This is a genomic window from Alcanivorax sp., from assembly GCF_040118815.1.
Lineage (GTDB): Bacteria > Pseudomonadota > Gammaproteobacteria > Pseudomonadales > Alcanivoracaceae > Alcanivorax.
Window position 1 is genome coordinate 25,882 of record NZ_JBEDTC010000014.1, and the last position, 17,425, is coordinate 43,306.

The following is a 17,425-nucleotide window of genomic DNA, read 5'->3' on the forward strand; positions in this document are numbered from 1 at the left end:
TGTAGCGCCCGAGCCGTTACCACAACAGCGCCCCCACCATGGCCATATTCAGCAGCACCGTGCACCAGAAAATGCCGCTGAACGGTTGCTTGCGGGTTTTGTGGCGAAACAGGGGGCGCGCCAACATGGCACCCGGCCAACCCCCAATCACCGCCAGCAAATGCAGGTTTTGCTCGGCAATACGCGAGCGGCCATGCACCGCCGCACGCTTATCCCATGCATAAAAAACCAGCGTGATTACCGTGAACAACGCATAAGCGAGCGCCAAGTAAGGCAGCCAGGGATGGTGACGCGCATAAATGCCCAGCACCGCAGCAAACACCGTGATATAAATCAGCGCTGCCGCGGTGCCCGATGAGTTACGAGCGTTACGCGTCTTCGCCCTGGCCCTAGTGGCCATGCCATGCCCACAGTGCCGCCAGCAACGCCACCGGCGCCGTTTCCGCTCGCAGCACGCGGTTGCCTAGTGCGAACGAGACAAAGCCCGCATCCGCAGCTCGCTGTAATTCCTCGTCAGAAAAGCCACCTTCCGGACCGGTGAGCAGAACCAGCTCTTTTTCCTCCTGCAAGGCGGCAGGGGAGAAGGGCTGTTCACCGGGGTGGGCAATCAGTTTCAGGGTGGGCAAATCCGACGACAACCAGTCCCGCAGGTTCAGCACGCCGCGCACCGTCGGCACCCGGTTCAACCCACATTGCTCACAGGCACTGGTCGCTACCTGCTGCCAGTGGGACAGTTTCTTGTCCTGCCGCTCACCCTTGAGGCGCACTTCGCAACGTTCCGTGTCGAGAATCACCAACTCACTGACACCCAGTTCGGTGGCTTTCTGGATCGCGTAGTCCATGCGCTCGCCTTTGATCATGGGCAGTGCCACCGTTACCGCCAACGGGGCGCTGCGGTTCTGTTCCGTAAAGGCCAACGGCTCAACAGTGACCGCTTTTTTGCTGATCGCCGTAATCCGCGCTGACCATTCACCTCCCCGGCCATTAAAGACCACCAGCTCTTCCGCCACCGCCATGCGCAGCACCTTGCCAATATGGTGGCTGGTACTGGTGCTTAACTCGGTGGCCTGGCCGACATGGAAATCCTGATCATCAAAAAAACGGCGCGACATGCAATCTCCATCATGAATAGGTGCCAGCGGGAAAAACAAAAGGCTACCATACGTGCGCCACGCCACAGGCGTGATTTTCCCACTCTGCCGGATGAGACCCTGCCTATGGGCGAGATCCTACGGTCGGCTTTCCGACCACCGTTTTGGTTGCGCAACCCGCACCTGCAAACCCTGTGGGGCCCCATGGGCCGCAGCCTGCCGGAAGTGGAACGCCGCAGCGAGCGGTTGAACCTGAAGGACGGTGATTATCTGTTGCTGGATTGGGCCGGGCCAGAAAGTCGCCCCGGTCAACTCACCGTGCTGTTACTGCATGGGCTGTCGGGCTGCAGCGACTCCCATTACATGCGCGGCATGCAGACAGTGCTGGCCGAAGCCGGCATTCGTTCGGTGGCTATCAACAGCCGGGGCGCCAAGAAACCCAATGACACCGCTCTGAGTTATCACGCCGGGGAAGTGGACGATGTGGATGCAGTGATCAAGCATGTGTTCCATGAAAACCCCACTGGCCACCGTATCGCCATTGGCGTTTCGCTCGGCGGTAGCCGCCTGCTGAACTGGCTGGCCCACCGGGACAACGGTGACCTGAGTGCCGTGGCCACGGTCTGCTCCCCGTTGCGGCTGGACATCTGTGCCAACCGACTGGATCAGGGCCTGTCGAAACTGTACCGCCAGCACCTGCTGAAAAACCTGCTGGGACAGTTTGCCGTCCAGAAAACCCACTTGGACGAAGTGAACCCACCGGAGGCCAAACGGCTGCATCGTCTGAATATGCGAGGCATTCGCTCGTTCTGGCGCTACGACGACCAGATCATCGCCCCGCTATATGGTTTTCGCAGCGCCTGGCACTATTACGCGCAATGTTCCGCCGGCCCCAAACTGCTTCAGATCCGTACCCCGACATTAATCCTGCAGAACCGTGATGATCCATTCATGACCCCACAAACCCTACCCCGGCAGGAGGAGTTAGGCCCCGCGGTAACACTGGAAGTGAGCGATTACGGTGGTCATGTGGGGTTTGTGGGGGGCAGCGATCAACGCTACTGGCTGGAACAACGGCTATTGGCCTTTGTACAAGGCTTCGGATTTCGCTGATCCCATTGCGCGGCACTCAGCAAGCCGCGGATGACGACCCAATCGCGTGGCCCAGCAACAATTCGGTGGTATTCGAAGACGCCCGATAACGGGCCTTCATTTCGGCCAGGTGCGCCCGCGTCTCGCCCTGCAAGAACGGCTCTTCCAGACAGATAATTTGGTACACCCCATGGCGCATCAGGCGCTCATCCAGGCCTTCATCCGCCGCCGCGTCCGGGCGCAGGCCATATATCATGGCCGCCCACGACGACATCATAACCCAGGTGTTGACCATCAGCGCCTGTAACTGCTCATCGTCCAGCGCCAGAATCCCGCTAGTGCGCAATTCCTCATAAATCACCGTGCCACGCACCAGAACGGTTTCCACAAACTGCCGGTACTGCGACGCCAGGGCCGGGTCCGCCTGCAAAAAATGCGACAGGTCACGATGAAAGAAGCGGTACTGCCACATGGACGCCAACAAACCCTCCAGGTAATGCACCTTCTCTTTCCAGCTCAGGGGCCCTTGAGGCGCTTCCAGAAGTGCTAGCAGTTGGTGCTGATAGCGGTCGAACAGAGCCGCCACAATCGTTCCCTTATTACGGAAGTGGTAATACAGGTTGCCCGGGCTAATCCCCAGGGCATCCGCAATGTGGTTGGTGGTCACATTACGCTCTCCCTGCCGGTTAAAGAGGACAAGGCTGGTTTCCAGAATACGGTCTTTGGTGCTGGTCATAAGAGGCCAAATGTGATCTTTCTGATACACTGTGTTGACTCTTAGAGTAATTACTCTAAAAATCAGACTCAAGGTGAATTTTTAAACCATTCCATCATACCTAACTATTTAACTCGGGAGGCGAGGACCATGGTCGCCGAAGTAAAAGATCTGCACAGCAACAACCCAGAGATCGCTCGCATGCAGAGCATCTTCGCTGCCCAAAAAGCGGCATACCGCCAGCACCCTTATCCCAGCGCCGAACAGCGCATTGAGCTGATCAGCCGGATCAAGCCGTTGTTGCTCGATCATATGGACGCCTGGACCGACGCCCTGAACAACGACTTCACCACCCGTTCCGCCGACGAAACCAAGCTCGCGGAAATCATGATTACCCTGGAAGGGCTGAAGTACACCACCAAGAAACTGCGCAAATGGATGAAACCGTCCAAGCGCCATGTCAGCGCCATGAACTGGCCCGGCAAAACCTGGGTGGAATACCAGCCGCTGGGCGTGGTCGGCATTATCGTGCCCTGGAACTACCCGGTGCAGCTGGCCGTGGTGCCACTGATTACCGCCCTGGCCGCCGGCAACCGCGTGATGGTCAAGATGAGCGAAGCCACTCCGCGCACCGGCGCGCTGCTGGAAAAACTGATCGCCGACACCTTCCCGCAGGAACAGGTGGCGGTAATCAATGGTGAAGTCGACGTGGCCCAGGCTTTCTCTGAGCTGCCCTTCGACCACCTGCTTTTCACTGGCTCCACCACCGTGGGCAAGCACATTATGCGTGCCGCCTCCGCCAACCTGACGCCAGTCACTCTGGAGCTGGGCGGCAAGAGCCCCTGCATTATCGGCCAAGACTTCCCCATGAAAGACGCGGCCGAACGTATCGCCTTCGGCAAGTGCCTCAACTCTGGCCAGACCTGCGTGGCTCCGGATTACATCCTCTGCCCGGAAAACCGCGTGGACGAGTTCATTGAAGCCTGGAAAGCGCAAGTGACCCAGTCTTACCCGACTATGCTCAACAACCCGGATTTCACTGCCATCGTCAACGAGCGTCAGCACAGCCGCCTCACTGGCTATGTTCAGGAAGCCCGCGAGAAAGGCGCCACGGTAATCGAAATTAACCCGGCCAATGAAGACTTCACCGGCAGCCAGAAAATTCCGCACACCATGGTGCTCAATGTCACCGACGATATGCGTATCGCCCAGGACGAAATCTTCGGGCCGCTGATGATTGTGGTGCCCTACAAAACCCTGGATGACGCCATTGAATACGTTAACGACCGGCCTCGTCCGCTGGCGCTGTATTACTTCGACTGGAATCAGGAAAACGGCGACCACGTACTCAAAAACACCCATTCAGGGGGCGTGTGTCTGAACGACACCATTTCCCATGTAGGCGTGGATGACATTCCTTTCGGTGGCATCGGCCCCTCCGGCATGGGCGCCTACCACGGCCCTGAAGGTTTCCAGACCTTCTCCCAAGCCAAGGGCATCTACAAAAAGGGCAAGATGAACGCCACCAAGCACATCCTGCCCCCCTACGGGCGCGGCATGCACAAGTTCATCTACAAGTACCTGCTGAAATAATTAGCTCCAAGCTCAAAGTATGAAGTTAAAAAGCGCGGGAAAAGGCGAGGATTACTGAACGGCCATACCCGCGTCATTACCGTTAATCGCGGGCCTGGCGTTACAACGTTCAATCGCCTGACCCGCGCTTTTCAACTTTTAACTTGCTCCTTTCAACTCAAAACAAGAAGAGTGCGCTATGGATCAGGGAATCAATCGCCGCGGCTTCCTCAAGCTGAGCGCCGCCGGCAGTGCAGTACTGGCCACCGGTTCCGGGTTGGCCCTGCTCACCGGTTGCTCCAGTAACGACGGCCCCGCACCCGGCTACAAACACTTTCGCCAGCAAGACGTGGATCTACTCACCCCGTTGGTGGGCGCCGTGCTTGGCTCGGCCCTCACCGATGTGGGCGCCACCGCCGAAGACGGCATGAAAGCCTTCGATGACCTGCTTGATGGAGGCATGCCCGGCACTCGTGGCGCACTGTTCCAGGTGCTGGACCTGATGCAGCTGGGCGCTGCCCGCTGGTATATCACCGGCACCTGGGCCAGCTTTGCCGAGCAAAGCGCCGAGGAACTCCAGCAGACCCTAACCGCCTGGGCTGCCAGCGAACGAGGCCTGGCTCGCATGGCCTTCAAGGGCCTGACACAACCCATCTACATGGCCTGGTATGTAAAACCGGCCGGCGCCCTCAGCACCGGCTACCCCGGCCCACCCCAGAAAATCGTTGCCTGACACGCGCCACTTTCGGCCTTTATTGCGTGCGCTCTGCTAGCCAAAGAAAAAGGATAACGCCATGCAGGACTTGACCACCCTCACCATTAACGTGAAAGACCCCTGGAAAGACCCGGCCAACGGCTGGGACGTACTCGACGGGCGCACTATCACCGACAATCGCACCCTGGAAGCCGACGTAATCATCGTCGGCACCGGTGCCGGCGGCGGCGTCAGTGCTGAAATTCTCAGCCAGCGTGGCCTCAAGGTCATCCTGGTGGAAGCCGGCAAACTGAAAAGCTCCGACGACTTCAAACTCGATGAAGGCCAAGCCTACCGGGACCTGTACCAGGAAGGCGCCCTGCGCGCCACCAAGGATGCCGGGATGACCATTCTGCAGGGGCGGACGGTGGGCGGCACCACCGTGGTCAACTGGACCAGCTGTTTCCGCACACCCCACGAAACCCTGCAATACTGGCACGACGAATTCGGCGTGCAGGGTCTCAGCCGGGCTCAGCTGGACCCGTGGTTCCAACAGATGGAAACCCGCCTCAAGGTGGAAAAGTGGGCCATCCCGCCCAACGCCAACAACGATGTAATGAAGCGTGGCTGCGACGACAGGGGCTGGCATTCTGCCCTGATTCCCCGCAACGTCAGCGGCTGCTGGAACATCGGCTATTGCGGCATGGGCTGCCCCACCAACGCCAAGCAATCCATGCTGGTCACCACCATTCCCGGTGCCCTGGATCACGGCTCCACGCTGATTCACAGCGCCCAGGCGGACACCCTGATTATCGAAGGTGACACCGTCACCGGGGTACGCGTGCGGCCGCTGAATGACGACAAGGTGCCCACCGGCGCCACCGTGACCCTGAAAGCGAAAACCGTGATTGCTGCCGGCGGCGGCATCCAGAGCCCGGCATTACTAATGCGTTCCGACGCCCCGGACCCCAATAGCCTGATGGGCAAACGCACCTTCTTGCACCCCACCAGCTTTGCTTTCGGCCTCTACGACAAAGAAATCGCCCCGTACTACGGCGCCCCCCAATCCGTGTATTCCGACGAATTCAACTTCAAGCACGGCGTGGATGGTCCTGCGGGCTACAAGATGGAAATGATGCCCATGCACCCGGGGCTGTCCAGTGCCCTAATGGGCGGCTTTGGCGAACGGGCCCGCGATGAAATCAAACGGCTACCCAACTTGGCCGCCTCCATTGCCATGATTCGCGACGGTTTCCATGACGAAAACCAGGGTGGCGTCGTGGAACTGCGTGACAATGGCGAACCGCTTCTGGATTACCCGGTGAATGATTACTTGCTGGAGGGCACCAAACGAGCCCACCTGACCATGCTGGAAATGCAATTCGCCGCCGGCGCCAAAGAAGTGCGTCCCAGCCATTCCCACGCCGGCTACTACAAAAGCTGGAAAGCGGCACGCGAAGGAGTAGAGCAACTGGATTACGCTCCCGTTATTACCGGCCTGGGCAGCGCCCACGTCATGGGTGGCTTGACCATGGGCCAGGACGAGAGCCGCTGTTCGGTAAACAGTGATGGCAGCTTCAAGCACCTGAACGGGCTCTACGTCATCGATGGTTCGGTATTCCCCACCAGCATTGGCGCCAACCCACAGCTGTCCATCTACGGCCTCAGCGCCCGCAATGCCTCCGCCCTGGCCGACAAGCTGAAAGGCTAATCCGCCACTGATACCCTGCCGCGCAGCTCGATCTGCGCAGCAGGGCTTTTCTTCATCCTCGCCTTCCTAACCGTCTTTTCTTTACCCATCCTCATCGAAAACCGCAGGAAGCAGGCGAAGACGCGCGCCAAATAAGGTATAAGTGCGGCATGAAAACCCCGCAACGTTTACAGCCCCTGGTCGACGACGGTCTCGTCGATGAGGTCATCAGCCGTCTGATGAGTGGCAAGGAAGCCGATATCTTCGTGGTCCGCTGTGGCCAGGAAATCCGCTGCGCAAAAGTCTACAAAGAAGCTGCCAAGCGCAACTTTAAGAAAGCCGCCCAGTATCGCGAAGGGCGCAAAGTGCGTAACAGCCGACGCAGCCGGGCCATGGAAAAAGGCTCCAAGTTTGGCCGCGAGCAGCAGGAGCAGATCTGGCAGAGTGCCGAGGTCGACGCTCTGCGCCGGCTGGCAGAAGCCGGCGTGCGCGTGCCCAAGCCCTACGACATGCTCGAAGGCGTGCTGCTGATGGAGCTGGTCACCGACGATGAAGGCGATGTGGCCCCGCGACTGAGCGAAGTGGTGATGCCTGCCGAGCAAGCCGAAGAAGACCACGCCCTGATGATGCAATACGTGGTACGCATGCTCTGCGCCGGCATCATTCACGGCGATCTATCGGAATTCAATGTGTTGGTGGATGACTACGGCCCGGTCATCATCGACCTGCCCCAGGCGGTGGATGCCGCCGCCAACAACAATGCCGAGGCTATGCTGTATCGCGATGTCGATAACATGACCCGTTACTACGGCCAGTACGCACCGTCTCTGCGTGGCAGCCGCTACGGGCAGGAAATCTGGGCTTTATACGAAAGCGGAGAGCTAACCCCGGACAGCGAGCTCACCGGCCAAGTGGACGACGACGAACACATTGCCGATGTGGATGATGTTCTGGCAGAGATCAAGGCGGCCTTCGAGGAAGAACAGGAGCGCCGCGAGCGGCTCAGCGACAGCGACGATGCCCCCTACGGTTGAGCATAGCCCAGCGTGAGCCCCACACCTCACCCCATCACGTTCACGCCTCCCGGCGCAGCACAAAGAAAAACGGCTGCTTCATGCCTTTCAAATCCATGATGCCCAACAAGGTGTTGTCGTCCACTTTGCGAAACACATCGTTGATCGGCAGGTTATCGTACATCATGGTCGCCGTGGCCACCCCCCGGTAAGTGGTGGTGCGCAGGCGTGCGGCGGACTTGCGCCCGGACAACAACGGCAACATCCACTGGAACACCCTGCCCACAAACGCTGACTTCAGAAACGGCATTGAGTCCAGCAATCCCAGCCCCGGCATGGCCAGCAACGGCTTCACCGAGGTCAGCCTGCCCGACACCTTGCGGAACACCAGCGGATGCACATGCTCTTCGCTCTCGAAGCGTTTGCCATGCCAATGGCAACGCTCCAGCACTCCGTCCAGCGGGTGGCCGGTTTCAAAACCTTCGCCTTTCCAGGCACCGATCATAAAATCCGGGGCCACCGGTTCCAGGGCATCAAAAATCGACAGCGCGTCCTCGCGGGACACTTGCCCCTGTGCTTTTGCGGCAGTGAACGACAGGCCCGGTACAGCCTGAACAGAAGGATTGGCTTGCGTTGCACGACTCATGGGTATTCCTGGCACTTAGTGAATAGAGGGAAATCACGCTAATGGCCGCGCCATCCGTGTGCCAGTAAAAAAACGCACTTGTCCGACCAGGGCACTAACCAAAACCACCAGAATTGACAGGAAACGCTGCTCTGCCCGCAGCAAGGAAACAACAACGGTAAATGCGTTTAGTCAGCCGCTGAATCACTGAGACAGGACTGGCGCCGCCGCTGCGCCTCGGCACTGGCAAGCAAGCGTTTCTGCTCATCACCCAGCATTGCACTGACCGCCTTCAGCTCAGCGATCTTGCTATCCACCGCCGCTTTCTTCTCGGCCATCAACGCCGCCCCCTGATCACAATCAATACTGTCACTGCGCAGGGCATCCAGGACATCGCGAATTTCCTTGAGCGAAAACCCCAGCGCCTTGAGCTGGCGCACCATGCCAACTCTCTGCACCGCTTTTTCCGAATAATCCCGATAATTATTGCCGCGCCGATCCACCTCCAGCAGCAACCCCTCCTTCTCGTAATAACGCAATGTATGGCGGCTCACACCGGTCCGCTCTTCCAGCTCTGCAATACGCATACATGGCTCACTAATTCCCTGTTGACCTTAGAGCATACTCTACACCTTAGCGTAGTCGTGAGCTTTCTCTGCATACCGCTGAATCCAAGAAAAGGACCTCGCCATGACTGTCTTTATCACCGGCGCCACCGGCTTTATCGGCCGCCACGTCTGCGCCAGCCTGACCCGACACAACCACGCCGTTATCGCCATGCTGCGCGACGCGGATAGCCAACTCGATACGCTACGTCAGCAGGTGGACAGACTCGGCGGGCAAGGGCAGCTGATCCGGGCCGTTAGCGGCGACCTGGACCAGCCGACACTGGGGCTCGACCAGCCGCTCCCCACGCTGGATGCCATTATTCATCTCGGCGCCCGTTTCGCCTGGCAGCTCGACAACGAGATGGCCCGACGCACCAATGTCACCGGCAGCCTGGCCGTGGCAGAGCTGGCCCACCAACAGCAATGTCGCCTGGTGTTTATCAGCGGTTTCATGCTGGAAAACCATGCTCACCTGAACCGGCTTGGTATTGATCTGGAAAACGCTTCACGCACTCATTGGCCACAGGTGTACCGCCGCGCCGGCGGCTACGAAGCCAGCAAACTGGAAGCGGCGTTTCGAGTTCGAGAGTTTGCCACGCACCATGAGCTGGATCTTGTGGAAGTGCAGCCCGCCACGGTGGCCGGTCATAGCAAAAGCGGGGAGCTCGATGACAGTCAGCCTCTCTATAGCTTGCTCGATAATCTGGCCCGCGGGCGCATGGCTCTGGTTCCCGGCACCCGGGCGCACTGGTTACCGCTGGTCGCCGTGGATCACCTCGCCGAGATCATTCGACTGGGCGCCACCATCGCAACAGTGCCGGGCAAATTACTGGCATTGGATGCCAACACCCCCAACCTGCAACCCATGCTGGCACAGGCGGCTGTCCACATGGGCAAACGCGCCCCCAACCACCATATTCCACTGCCTGTGCTGGCCGCGTTACTGCGCATTCCCGGCCTGCCGGCACTGATGAACACCTACCCCGAAGCGCTGCATTTTATTCAGCCCACACGTTTTGATACGACAACCACGGAAGCGTTTCTTCAACAGCATCGATTAGTGGCGCCCAACATGACAACAGTGATCAAGGCGAGCACGCTTCGCTACCAACAGCAATACGACACACCACTGTCGCCATAACGATCAGCCGGTCTGTTACGTTGATATGCAGCAGAAAAAAATAAGAGAAAGAAAAAACCCCGCCAACCGGGAGGTGGCGGGGATAAGCAGATTACAACGACAGCGTGGATTCCACTTCCTGGCAGTTGCGACGCGCCAGCGCCAGGTTTGACTTTCCCTTGTCCAGCACCAGATAGATAAACAGCCCTTCTTTCGACGCTACCGGGCGGATAATGTGGTACTGGGTTCCCAGAGTAATCAGGATGTCTTCAATCTTGTCATTGAGCCCCAGGCTCTTCATGGTTTTCAGTTTTGCACGAACCACTTCCGTGTTGCCCGCCGCTGCCAGCTCCAGATCCAGACCGGAACCAGCCTGACCCAGAACCATACCACTGTTGGCATCAACAATGGCGGTACACATGGCACCGTCAGACTGCAGAAGCTGATCCATACTTTCTTTGACATTCGCCATGGTAAATCTCCTTCAACACTTATGTTATCCCGAAATTTTTAACGGGTTATAAAATTCACTTTTTCAGTTTTTCCTCAAGAGCGGCACAACAATTCTTGGCCCCCCAGAGAAGCTGCCCCAATAACGAGGCATCGTTCGCTACCACTGCAAGTGCCAGTGGTGGCTTTAGATTCGGAACCTTCATGACCGCAACAACACCTTCATCGGACTCGACGATCAGCCGACTGCATTCAGAAATGCCGGCTTCCTTGGCAATGGCAGAGCTTATCGCCGCCAACGAACTACCCATGGCCGCAAGACGGCTTGCGCTTTCCTTGTTGACCTGCAACGAGGCCACTTCAAAACCATCCGTGCTGAGCAATACGGCGGAGGTCACGCCTTTAGTATTTTCCTGAAACATTTCGAGTTCTTTCTGGGCAACCGCTGTTTCGGTTTTTCCCATCGGAGAAGCGTCTTTCATGCTTGCATCATTCCCATTTCGTTAACTTCAATCTGGCAAAGCAATGCCTCTACCAGCAATAAAACATCATCTTTTTCTCTGACATCCACAGAAAAAATGGGCGGTGAAATATGACGTTCCAGCAAAGCATCAGTGATTCGCTCGATCACTTCAAAGTCCTCGCTATCCAGGCGCCCTATGCCAATAACCATCGGCATGGCTCCCTGCTCCCAAAACGCATCTACGAATACAGAAAGATGACTATCCAGATCTGGATGTTCACCATTCAAAAGAACGATAACGCCCGCAGCGTTATTGGCGAGAATGGGCCACATGAAACGAAACCGTTCCTGCCCTGGTGTTCCGTACAAACGCACACCGCCGCCACCAGGAATATCAATGTAACCGTAGTCCAACGCTGCGGTTGTCATTTCCTTATCACACTGATCAATATCGGTATTCACCACATCAGTAGACACACATTCCTGATCACTTAAAGCGGTAATCGCAGTCGTTTTCCCCGCCCCCATGGGGCCAGTAAAAAGAATTTTGAATTCATCATTTGTCATCGCTAAGCACTCAACCCCAGCCGACTACGCAAACCTTGTATCAGGCCACCAAAACGTCCCTTGTTTCCCTCTTCGGAGGCAACCGGCAAGGGAGCTTGCACCGCTTCTTCAAATACCATCAAGTCACTCATCTCACAGGCATTGATAAAACGATCGAGCTCGTCTTCGCTGCATTGTGAGATCTGCTGTAGTTGTTCGCGGGTCAAAGGTCGCTTGGTCATAAGGGCGCACAACGATAAATGCGTGCGGCTTTTTTCCAGGGTGCCAAAGCTGGGCCAACGCTTGAGGTGAAAAGCCCCTTCAGGGTTCATCCACGGCGCCAAATGTATGGCGTCATACCGGGATACCATCCAACACACAGAAAATAATGGGCAGGCCACCATGTCGTCGGAAACCGCATCCGTTGTCGGTGTCAATGAACCTAGCGGCAAGGATCCCGCCGCCAACTGACGGAACAGTGTTTTACTTGCATAGAAACGCTGTGACGCCGGCTTAAAATACAAGGGGCCATGAGGAGATGTGGCCATCAATAATCCGGCCGGGTCAGCCACATTGCCATTAACCGCTTCGTGCAGGGATAACCAGAAAGGTGACACCGTATTCGTAGAGACAGCCCCCGGCGCAGAAGAGGGCTGAGCCGGAGCAGTTACTTGAGGCGCCGTCTTGCCCCTGGAAGATAGCGTGCCCGCCACCTCGTCGAGAACCGATAATAGTTGCATAACCCGAAAAGGATGCTGTAAAACGAACGGAGAAGACGGCTTCTGCTGATTACCGCGGTACACCACAATGCGAGGCTTATCACTTCGCTCCCAGCGTTGTGTTTCCCCTGTTTGATCGCAGGAAATCATCAACACATCTGCGTTATCCGGGTCACTAAGACTCCAGCTCACAGCGGCTCTACCTTCCATGATTTTCAACATGGACAGGCAAGCGCTTGCCGTATCATCCCCCAATCCTACAAATCCCAGCCGTTGGTTTTTCATCGCTCACATAATCCATTAAGTCGGCAACTATCCCTGATAATCCAAACCCATCATTGGGACCGGTGTCTTCCGGAATTACCTTCCGGCCATCAAGTGTGACCCACGTCCCAAATTAGTCCTGCGAGATTGCATTCAGCAAACAGATGACGACAAGTGGACGATAAAAACGGATGAAACATATGAACAGTTTGTATACGGCATAATAACTAGAGCCCTGTTTTATGTAATAAAACTTTAATCTTACTTTGTGCGTGAATCCTTACATGCCACGACTTCACTCGACACTATTCCACCGGCTTGTTGTAACGACCTCCTTGCTATGCTCCCTTGCCACCCACCATGGCCATACCTGCAACTCTGCCAACGCATCGGGTATGCTTGCGGCACAGTGGGTATCTGGCACACAGCCGGGTACGGTTTCTACCGCGACAGAGCGAGCCAAGCATGACCAACCGCGTAATTTACCCCGGCACCTTCGATCCGATTACCAATGGCCACCTGGACTTGGTGGAACGGGCCGCCAAAATGTTTGATGAAGTCGTAGTAGGCATCGCCGCCAGCGAGAAGAAGGGCCCCCTGTTTACGCTGGAAGAGCGAGTGGACCTGACCCGGAGAGCGCTGTCGCACCTGCCGAACGTGAAGGTCACCGGTTTTTCCAAGCTACTGGCCCATTTCTGTCGGGAAGAGGGCGGTAACATCCTGTTACGGGGCCTGCGCGCCGTCAGTGACTTCGAGTACGAGTTCCAACTGGCCAATATGAACCGGCAGCTGGCCCCGGAGCTGGAGACGGTATTCCTGACCCCCGCGGAACACCTGTCCTTTATTTCCAGCTCCCTGATCCGTGAAATCGCCCTGCTAGACGGGGATGTGAATAACTTTGTGCCACCACTGGTCGCAGACGCCCTGGAAGAAAAGCGCCAGGCGCGGAAGAAGTAACAGATAGCCACAAGCGTCAAGCAGCAAGCTTCAACGCGGCCCGCTGCTTGATGATCCGGAAAGGGCATAGCCGCGACTCGAGTGCTGGTGCGCGGGCAGGGCGTAAAGGTCAACCCCGCATACCCCTGACCGTGTTGAAGCTTGTGGCTTGCAGCTGCTCGTATAACAACAAAACCGGCCGTCCATCGATAAACACCGGCACCCACGGAGGAACCCCATGCGTTACCTGCTCCCGATCCTGCTGCTGATCACCGTGTCCGCCCAGGCGGCCGGACCGGGCAAGAATGCGGTGGCCAGCGCCCATCCACTGGCCACGCAAGCCGGGCTCGATATTCTGGCGCAGGGCGGTAATGCCTTCGATGCAGCCGTAGCCGTGGCGGCGGCCCTGGCGGTGGTCGAACCCTATTCTGCCGGCATGGGCGGTGGCGGCTTCTGGCTGCTGCATCGGGAAGAGGACGGCTTGCAGACCTTTGTGGACGCCCGCGAAACCGCGCCGGGTGCCGCCTCCGCCACCATGTACCAAGACAAAGACGGCAACGTGATGCGCGACTGGGCAGTGAACGGCCCCAGTGCCGCCGGCATTCCCGGCCAGGCCGCCGCATTCGCCCATCTGGCTGACAACTACGGTAAGTTGCCACTCACTTCCACCCTGGCTCCTGCCATCGCCCTGGCCACTGACGGCTTTCGCGTGGAAGACCACTACCGCAAGCTGGCCGGATACCGGGAAGATGTACTCAACCGCTTCCCGGAAGCCGCCGCCATCTTCCTGCATAACGGCAAGGTGCCCCCCAACAACCATCTGATTCAGCAACCAGACCTGGCCCGGGCACTCACCGCCATCGCGGAAAAGGGTAACGCCGGCTTCTATCAGGGCGAGGTAGCCAAACAACTGGTGGACGGTGTCCAGCAGGCCGGCGGTATTTGGACGCTGGACGATCTGGCCGATTACACCGTGGTGGAACGCTCGCCCACCGTCAGTCAGTTCCGGGGCGGCCGGGTTATCTCCGCACCGCCGCCGTCCTCCGGCGGCATCGTCATGGGCGAAGCACTGAATATTCTCAGTCAGTTCAACGACGGCGACACCGGCGATATGACCCCTCACCTGGCCATCGAAGCCATGCGCCGCGCCTACCAAGACCGGGCCCGCTATCTGGGCGATCCGGACTTTGTGGATATGCCTGTGGATAAGCTGTTGAGTACCGACTACGCCAAACAGCGCGCCAACAGCATCACCCTGGACAAGGCCACCCCCAGCAGCAGCCTGGGCAAGCCCATCGGGGTGGAAGAGGGCTTTCATACCACCCATTTTTCGGTCATGGATAAAAACGGCAACCGGGTCGCCGCTACGCTAAGCATCAACCTGCCATTCGGTAGCGGCTTTGTGGCCCCGGGTACCGGTGTCCTGCTCAATAATGAAATGGACGATTTCTCCGCCAAGCCCGGCAGCCCCAATGCCTACGGCCTGGTCGGCAGCAAGGCCAACGCCATTGCCCCCGGCAAACGTCCCTTGTCGTCCATGAGCCCCACCTTTGTAGAATTCGACGACCGGATCGCCATTCTCGGCACCCCCGGCGGCAGCCGGATCATCTCCATGGTCATGCTCGGCGTGCTTGAAGCCGCCAACAACAAGCCCGTGGAAGACTGGGTCAGCCGAGTGCGTTTCCATCACCAGTTCTTACCTGACGAAGTGCAGGCCGAACCGGAATTCGTCGGCAGCCAGGCGGCCAAGGAACTGATGCTGAGGGGCCACAAGGTGGTCTCCACCGGCCGCAATTACGGCAATATGCAGGCCATTCTGTGGCGCAAGGATAGCGGCGAAGTCACCGCTGCCAGCGACCCCCGTGGTATTGGCAGTGCCGAAGTGCGCAACCCGTCGCCAACGGCTGAACACTGAAAACCATAGCCTTAATGCACCGGAGCCCACCATGCCTTCCCTGCCTGGTACCGACTTTCCCCTGATCCAGGCGCCCATGGCCGGGGTGCAGGATTGGCACCTGGCCGCGGCTGTCTGCCTGTCTGGCGGGCTCGGCTCTCTGCCGGCGGGGATGCTGAGCGCCGCTGCGCTGGAGGAACAGCTCACCCACCTCCGCAAGGCCACCGACGGCCCTTTCAACGTGAATTTTTTCTGCCATGACACCCCCGCAGTGGATGCAGAAGGGGAGCCACGCTGGGTGGATACCTTGCGCCCGTATTACCGCGAATTTGGCGTAGACTCCACGGCCATTCCCGGCGGGCCGTCACGGCAACCCTTCGATGCCGACAGCGCCGCCGTGCTGGAACGCCTTACCCCTGCGGTAGTGAGCTTTCATTACGGCTTGCCGGAGGCCAGCCTGCTGGATCGGGTAAAAGCCACCGGGGCCACCGTACTCTCCAGCGCCACCACGGTGGAGGAAGCTCGCTGGCTGGAGTCAAAAGGCGCCGATGCGGTGATTGCGCAAGGGCTGGAAGCAGGCGGTCATCGGGGCCACTTTCTCAGTGATGACCTGAGCCTTCAGCAGGGCACCTTCAGCCTGTTGCCACAGATCGCAGACGCGGTATCGATTCCGGTGATTGCGGCCGGCGGCATTGCCAGCCCAGCCGGCGTACGGGCCTCCATGGCGTTAGGCGCAACCGCCGTGCAAGTGGGCACGGCCTACCTGCTGTGTCCGGAAGCCACCACCAAACCCGTGCACCGTGAATGGCTGAATAGCGACCGGGCCCGACACACCGCATTAACCACGGCCTTTTCCGGGCGCCCCGCCCGGGGTATGGTCAACCGGCTGATGCATGAACTGGGCTACTTCCCGGACACTGCACCGGCATTCCCGCTGGCGGGGAACGCCATCGGACCATTGCGCGCCGCCGCGGAAGCGCAGGGCAGCGGTGACTACTCGCCTCTGTGGGCAGGACAGAACGCCAGCGGCTGCCGCGAAGACAGTGCTGCGAGTGTGACGGCCTGGTTGGCTGAAGGGTTCGTTAGCACACGGTGGTAGGATCAAGCGGCCACGAACAACGCTATGGCCCAAACTAACCTTGTGGGCGGGCAGCCAACAGGCAAAATCGACACCCTGTTTACTACCCCCCTTTGGTAGTATGAATCTTTCCCGGCGGCCTTGCCGGGCTGCAGTGGGAGCAACGCCATGCAACGCATCGAGATTTCCAAGACCTTTCCGTTCTCTGTGGACAAGCTGTTCGACTTTCTCAGCGTGCACGAGAACCTGGAACTGATTTTTGCCCCGGCCAAAATCAAACGCATCAAGGATGGGCAAGACAGCCCCAACGGGGTGGGTTCCACGCGGAAAATGCAGATTCTTATCGCGCCACCGTTCGAGGAAACCGTCACCAAAGTGGTCCCCAACGAACGTATTGAGTACACCATCACCAAGGGCAGCCCGCTGAAGCACCACAAGGGTGTCATGCGCTTTTCTGAAGCGGCCAATGGTGGCAGCCAGCTGGACTATACCATCGAGTTTGAAGGCAAGCTGCCACTGATCGGCCCGATCATCAAAGCCGGCTTGGGCCAGGCCATTGACCGCGGACTGAACAAGCTGAAGCTCTAAAGCTCTGGCTGTCGGATTACGGCCTTCGGCCTAATCCGACCTTGTGTCTCTCCGGCGGAAGGATTTGCTACCCTTTCGCCACTGCTGGCGGGCAACCCGTATCCGACCTGAGGCCCTGAGCCTGTGACGTAGATAGGTCCCGCCAGTATTTCTCTTACAACTTGAACGGTATCCGAGCCCTCCGTTGACCGGATGAGGCTGCACGAACAAGGAGAAGTGGAGAGATGGCTACCATCGGTATTGATGTCAGTAAGAAAAAGCTCGATC

The 17,425-nt window shown here is 58.2% G+C and carries 19 protein-coding genes; 10 read left to right on the top strand and 9 right to left on the bottom strand.

The window, feature by feature from the left end; all coding sequences use genetic code 11:
* Window positions 1-16: 16 nt before the first annotated feature.
* Window positions 17-400 (bottom strand): DUF1294 domain-containing protein, encoded by a 384-nt coding sequence (locus ABNH18_RS09175; protein WP_349382521.1) that lies wholly within the window; start codon window positions 398-400, stop codon window positions 17-19.
* Complete coding sequence (locus tag ABNH18_RS09180; RefSeq protein WP_349382522.1) at window positions 390-1,112, bottom strand: 16S rRNA (uracil(1498)-N(3))-methyltransferase; 723 nt, start codon at window positions 1,110-1,112, stop codon at window positions 390-392. Before ABNH18_RS09180 ends, ABNH18_RS09175 begins: the two co-directional genes overlap by 11 nt.
* Window positions 1,113-1,217: 105 nt before the next feature.
* Between ABNH18_RS09180 and ABNH18_RS09185 the strand changes: the two genes are divergently transcribed.
* The gene (locus ABNH18_RS09185) at window positions 1,218-2,204 is read left to right on the top strand and encodes a YheT family hydrolase (RefSeq protein WP_349382523.1); all 987 of its coding nucleotides are present in this window, start codon (window positions 1,218-1,220) and stop codon (window positions 2,202-2,204) included.
* A 16-nt stretch (window positions 2,205-2,220) separates the two neighbouring features.
* Here ABNH18_RS09185 and ABNH18_RS09190 read toward each other — a convergent pair whose 3' ends face one another.
* Entirely contained in the window at window positions 2,221-2,919 is a 699-nt protein-coding gene (locus ABNH18_RS09190) for a TetR/AcrR family transcriptional regulator (protein ID WP_349382524.1), read from the bottom strand.
* A 129-nt stretch (window positions 2,920-3,048) separates the two neighbouring features.
* Between ABNH18_RS09190 and ABNH18_RS09195 the strand changes: the two genes are divergently transcribed.
* The 4 genes from ABNH18_RS09195 to ABNH18_RS09210 all read left to right on the top strand — a co-directional run bounded on the left by ABNH18_RS09195 (window position 3,049) and on the right by ABNH18_RS09210 (window position 7,888).
* Complete coding sequence (locus ABNH18_RS09195) at window positions 3,049-4,491, top strand: coniferyl aldehyde dehydrogenase (RefSeq protein ID WP_349382525.1); 1,443 nt, start codon at window positions 3,049-3,051, stop codon at window positions 4,489-4,491.
* A gap of 178 nt (window positions 4,492-4,669) precedes the next feature.
* Window positions 4,670-5,203 (top strand): twin-arginine translocation signal domain-containing protein, encoded by a 534-nt coding sequence (locus tag ABNH18_RS09200; RefSeq protein ID WP_349382526.1) that lies wholly within the window; start codon window positions 4,670-4,672, stop codon window positions 5,201-5,203.
* Between the two features lie 61 nt (window positions 5,204-5,264).
* Window positions 5,265-6,875 carry a GMC family oxidoreductase gene (locus ABNH18_RS09205; RefSeq protein WP_349382527.1) on the top strand — a complete coding sequence of 537 codons (1,611 nt, stop codon included), beginning with the start codon at window positions 5,265-5,267 and terminating at the stop codon, window positions 6,873-6,875.
* Window positions 6,876-7,024: 149 nt separating this feature from the next.
* Complete coding sequence (locus ABNH18_RS09210; RefSeq protein WP_349382528.1) at window positions 7,025-7,888, top strand: PA4780 family RIO1-like protein kinase; 864 nt, start codon at window positions 7,025-7,027, stop codon at window positions 7,886-7,888.
* A gap of 40 nt (window positions 7,889-7,928) precedes the next feature.
* On the opposite strand, the gene ABNH18_RS09215 is transcribed toward ABNH18_RS09210, so the two are convergent.
* Window positions 7,929-8,513 (bottom strand): DUF4334 domain-containing protein, encoded by a 585-nt coding sequence (locus ABNH18_RS09215; protein ID WP_349382529.1) that lies wholly within the window; start codon window positions 8,511-8,513, stop codon window positions 7,929-7,931.
* A gap of 167 nt (window positions 8,514-8,680) precedes the next feature.
* Window positions 8,681-9,079 carry a MerR family transcriptional regulator gene (locus ABNH18_RS09220; protein ID WP_349382530.1) on the bottom strand — a complete coding sequence of 133 codons (399 nt, stop codon included), beginning with the start codon at window positions 9,077-9,079 and terminating at the stop codon, window positions 8,681-8,683.
* Window positions 9,080-9,182: 103 nt separating this feature from the next.
* On the opposite strand from ABNH18_RS09220, the gene ABNH18_RS09225 reads away from it, so the two are divergent.
* Window positions 9,183-10,241 carry an SDR family oxidoreductase gene (locus tag ABNH18_RS09225; RefSeq protein ID WP_349382531.1) on the top strand — a complete coding sequence of 353 codons (1,059 nt, stop codon included), beginning with the start codon at window positions 9,183-9,185 and terminating at the stop codon, window positions 10,239-10,241.
* 91 nt (window positions 10,242-10,332) lie between these two features.
* Here ABNH18_RS09225 and ABNH18_RS09230 read toward each other — a convergent pair whose 3' ends face one another.
* Genes ABNH18_RS09230 through ABNH18_RS09245 form a run of 4 tightly spaced genes read right to left on the bottom strand, consistent with a single transcriptional unit; the run spans window position 10,333 to window position 12,683 of the window.
* Complete coding sequence (locus ABNH18_RS09230; RefSeq protein WP_349382532.1) at window positions 10,333-10,692, bottom strand: hypothetical protein; 360 nt, start codon at window positions 10,690-10,692, stop codon at window positions 10,333-10,335.
* A 55-nt stretch (window positions 10,693-10,747) separates the two neighbouring features.
* Window positions 10,748-11,152 (bottom strand): roadblock/LC7 domain-containing protein, encoded by a 405-nt coding sequence (locus ABNH18_RS09235; RefSeq protein ID WP_349382533.1) that lies wholly within the window; start codon window positions 11,150-11,152, stop codon window positions 10,748-10,750.
* On the bottom strand, window positions 11,149-11,700 hold the full coding sequence (locus ABNH18_RS09240; RefSeq protein ID WP_349382534.1) for a GTP-binding protein: 552 nt from the start codon (window positions 11,698-11,700) through the stop codon (window positions 11,149-11,151). Before ABNH18_RS09240 ends, ABNH18_RS09235 begins: the two co-directional genes overlap by 4 nt.
* Window positions 11,701-11,702: 2 nt before the next feature.
* Window positions 11,703-12,683 (bottom strand): hypothetical protein, encoded by a 981-nt coding sequence (locus ABNH18_RS09245; RefSeq protein WP_349382535.1) that lies wholly within the window; start codon window positions 12,681-12,683, stop codon window positions 11,703-11,705.
* A 444-nt stretch (window positions 12,684-13,127) separates the two neighbouring features.
* Here ABNH18_RS09245 and coaD point away from each other — a divergent pair, with 444 nt between their 5' ends.
* From coaD to ABNH18_RS09265, 4 genes are all read left to right on the top strand, one after another.
* A complete protein-coding gene (gene coaD / locus ABNH18_RS09250) occupies window positions 13,128-13,619 on the top strand; it encodes a pantetheine-phosphate adenylyltransferase (RefSeq protein ID WP_349382536.1) in 492 nt (163 codons plus the stop codon).
* 217 nt (window positions 13,620-13,836) lie between these two features.
* On the top strand, window positions 13,837-15,513 hold the full coding sequence (ggt, locus tag ABNH18_RS09255; protein WP_349382537.1) for a gamma-glutamyltransferase: 1,677 nt from the start codon (window positions 13,837-13,839) through the stop codon (window positions 15,511-15,513).
* 31 nt (window positions 15,514-15,544) lie between these two features.
* On the top strand, window positions 15,545-16,591 hold the full coding sequence (locus ABNH18_RS09260; RefSeq protein ID WP_349382538.1) for an NAD(P)H-dependent flavin oxidoreductase: 1,047 nt from the start codon (window positions 15,545-15,547) through the stop codon (window positions 16,589-16,591).
* Between the two features lie 147 nt (window positions 16,592-16,738).
* The gene (locus ABNH18_RS09265; protein ID WP_349382539.1) at window positions 16,739-17,158 is read left to right on the top strand and encodes an SRPBCC family protein; all 420 of its coding nucleotides are present in this window, start codon (window positions 16,739-16,741) and stop codon (window positions 17,156-17,158) included.
* Window positions 17,159-17,425 lie beyond the last annotated feature (267 nt).

What these genes read in the sequence shown, in the direction of transcription:
- ABNH18_RS09260 (WP_349382538.1), top strand. Translation starts at nt 15,545, where the DNA reads ATGCCTTCCCTGCCTGGTACCGACTTTCCCCTGATCCAGGCGCCCATG.
- ABNH18_RS09185 (WP_349382523.1), top strand. Translation starts at nt 1,218, where the DNA reads ATGGGCGAGATCCTACGGTCGGCTTTCCGACCACCGTTTTGGTTGCGC.
- ABNH18_RS09180 (WP_349382522.1), bottom strand. Translation starts at nt 1,112, where the DNA reads ATGTCGCGCCGTTTTTTTGATGATCAGGATTTCCATGTCGGCCAGGCC.
- ABNH18_RS09175 (WP_349382521.1), bottom strand. Translation starts at nt 400, where the DNA reads ATGGCCACTAGGGCCAGGGCGAAGACGCGTAACGCTCGTAACTCATCG.
- ABNH18_RS09210 (WP_349382528.1), top strand. Translation starts at nt 7,025, where the DNA reads ATGAAAACCCCGCAACGTTTACAGCCCCTGGTCGACGACGGTCTCGTC.
- ABNH18_RS09230 (WP_349382532.1), bottom strand. Translation starts at nt 10,692, where the DNA reads ATGGCGAATGTCAAAGAAAGTATGGATCAGCTTCTGCAGTCTGACGGT.
- ABNH18_RS09200 (WP_349382526.1), top strand. Translation starts at nt 4,670, where the DNA reads ATGGATCAGGGAATCAATCGCCGCGGCTTCCTCAAGCTGAGCGCCGCC.
- ABNH18_RS09190 (WP_349382524.1), bottom strand. Translation starts at nt 2,919, where the DNA reads ATGACCAGCACCAAAGACCGTATTCTGGAAACCAGCCTTGTCCTCTTT.
- ABNH18_RS09245 (WP_349382535.1), bottom strand. Translation starts at nt 12,683, where the DNA reads ATGAAAAACCAACGGCTGGGATTTGTAGGATTGGGGGATGATACGGCA.
- ABNH18_RS09265 (WP_349382539.1), top strand. Translation starts at nt 16,739, where the DNA reads ATGCAACGCATCGAGATTTCCAAGACCTTTCCGTTCTCTGTGGACAAG.
- ABNH18_RS09215 (WP_349382529.1), bottom strand. Translation starts at nt 8,513, where the DNA reads ATGAGTCGTGCAACGCAAGCCAATCCTTCTGTTCAGGCTGTACCGGGC.
- coaD (WP_349382536.1), top strand. Translation starts at nt 13,128, where the DNA reads ATGACCAACCGCGTAATTTACCCCGGCACCTTCGATCCGATTACCAAT.
- ggt (WP_349382537.1), top strand. Translation starts at nt 13,837, where the DNA reads ATGCGTTACCTGCTCCCGATCCTGCTGCTGATCACCGTGTCCGCCCAG.
- ABNH18_RS09220 (WP_349382530.1), bottom strand. Translation starts at nt 9,079, where the DNA reads ATGCGTATTGCAGAGCTGGAAGAGCGGACCGGTGTGAGCCGCCATACA.
- ABNH18_RS09240 (WP_349382534.1), bottom strand. Translation starts at nt 11,700, where the DNA reads ATGACAAATGATGAATTCAAAATTCTTTTTACTGGCCCCATGGGGGCG.
- ABNH18_RS09195 (WP_349382525.1), top strand. Translation starts at nt 3,049, where the DNA reads ATGGTCGCCGAAGTAAAAGATCTGCACAGCAACAACCCAGAGATCGCT.
- ABNH18_RS09225 (WP_349382531.1), top strand. Translation starts at nt 9,183, where the DNA reads ATGACTGTCTTTATCACCGGCGCCACCGGCTTTATCGGCCGCCACGTC.
- ABNH18_RS09235 (WP_349382533.1), bottom strand. Translation starts at nt 11,152, where the DNA reads ATGAAAGACGCTTCTCCGATGGGAAAAACCGAAACAGCGGTTGCCCAG.
- ABNH18_RS09205 (WP_349382527.1), top strand. Translation starts at nt 5,265, where the DNA reads ATGCAGGACTTGACCACCCTCACCATTAACGTGAAAGACCCCTGGAAA.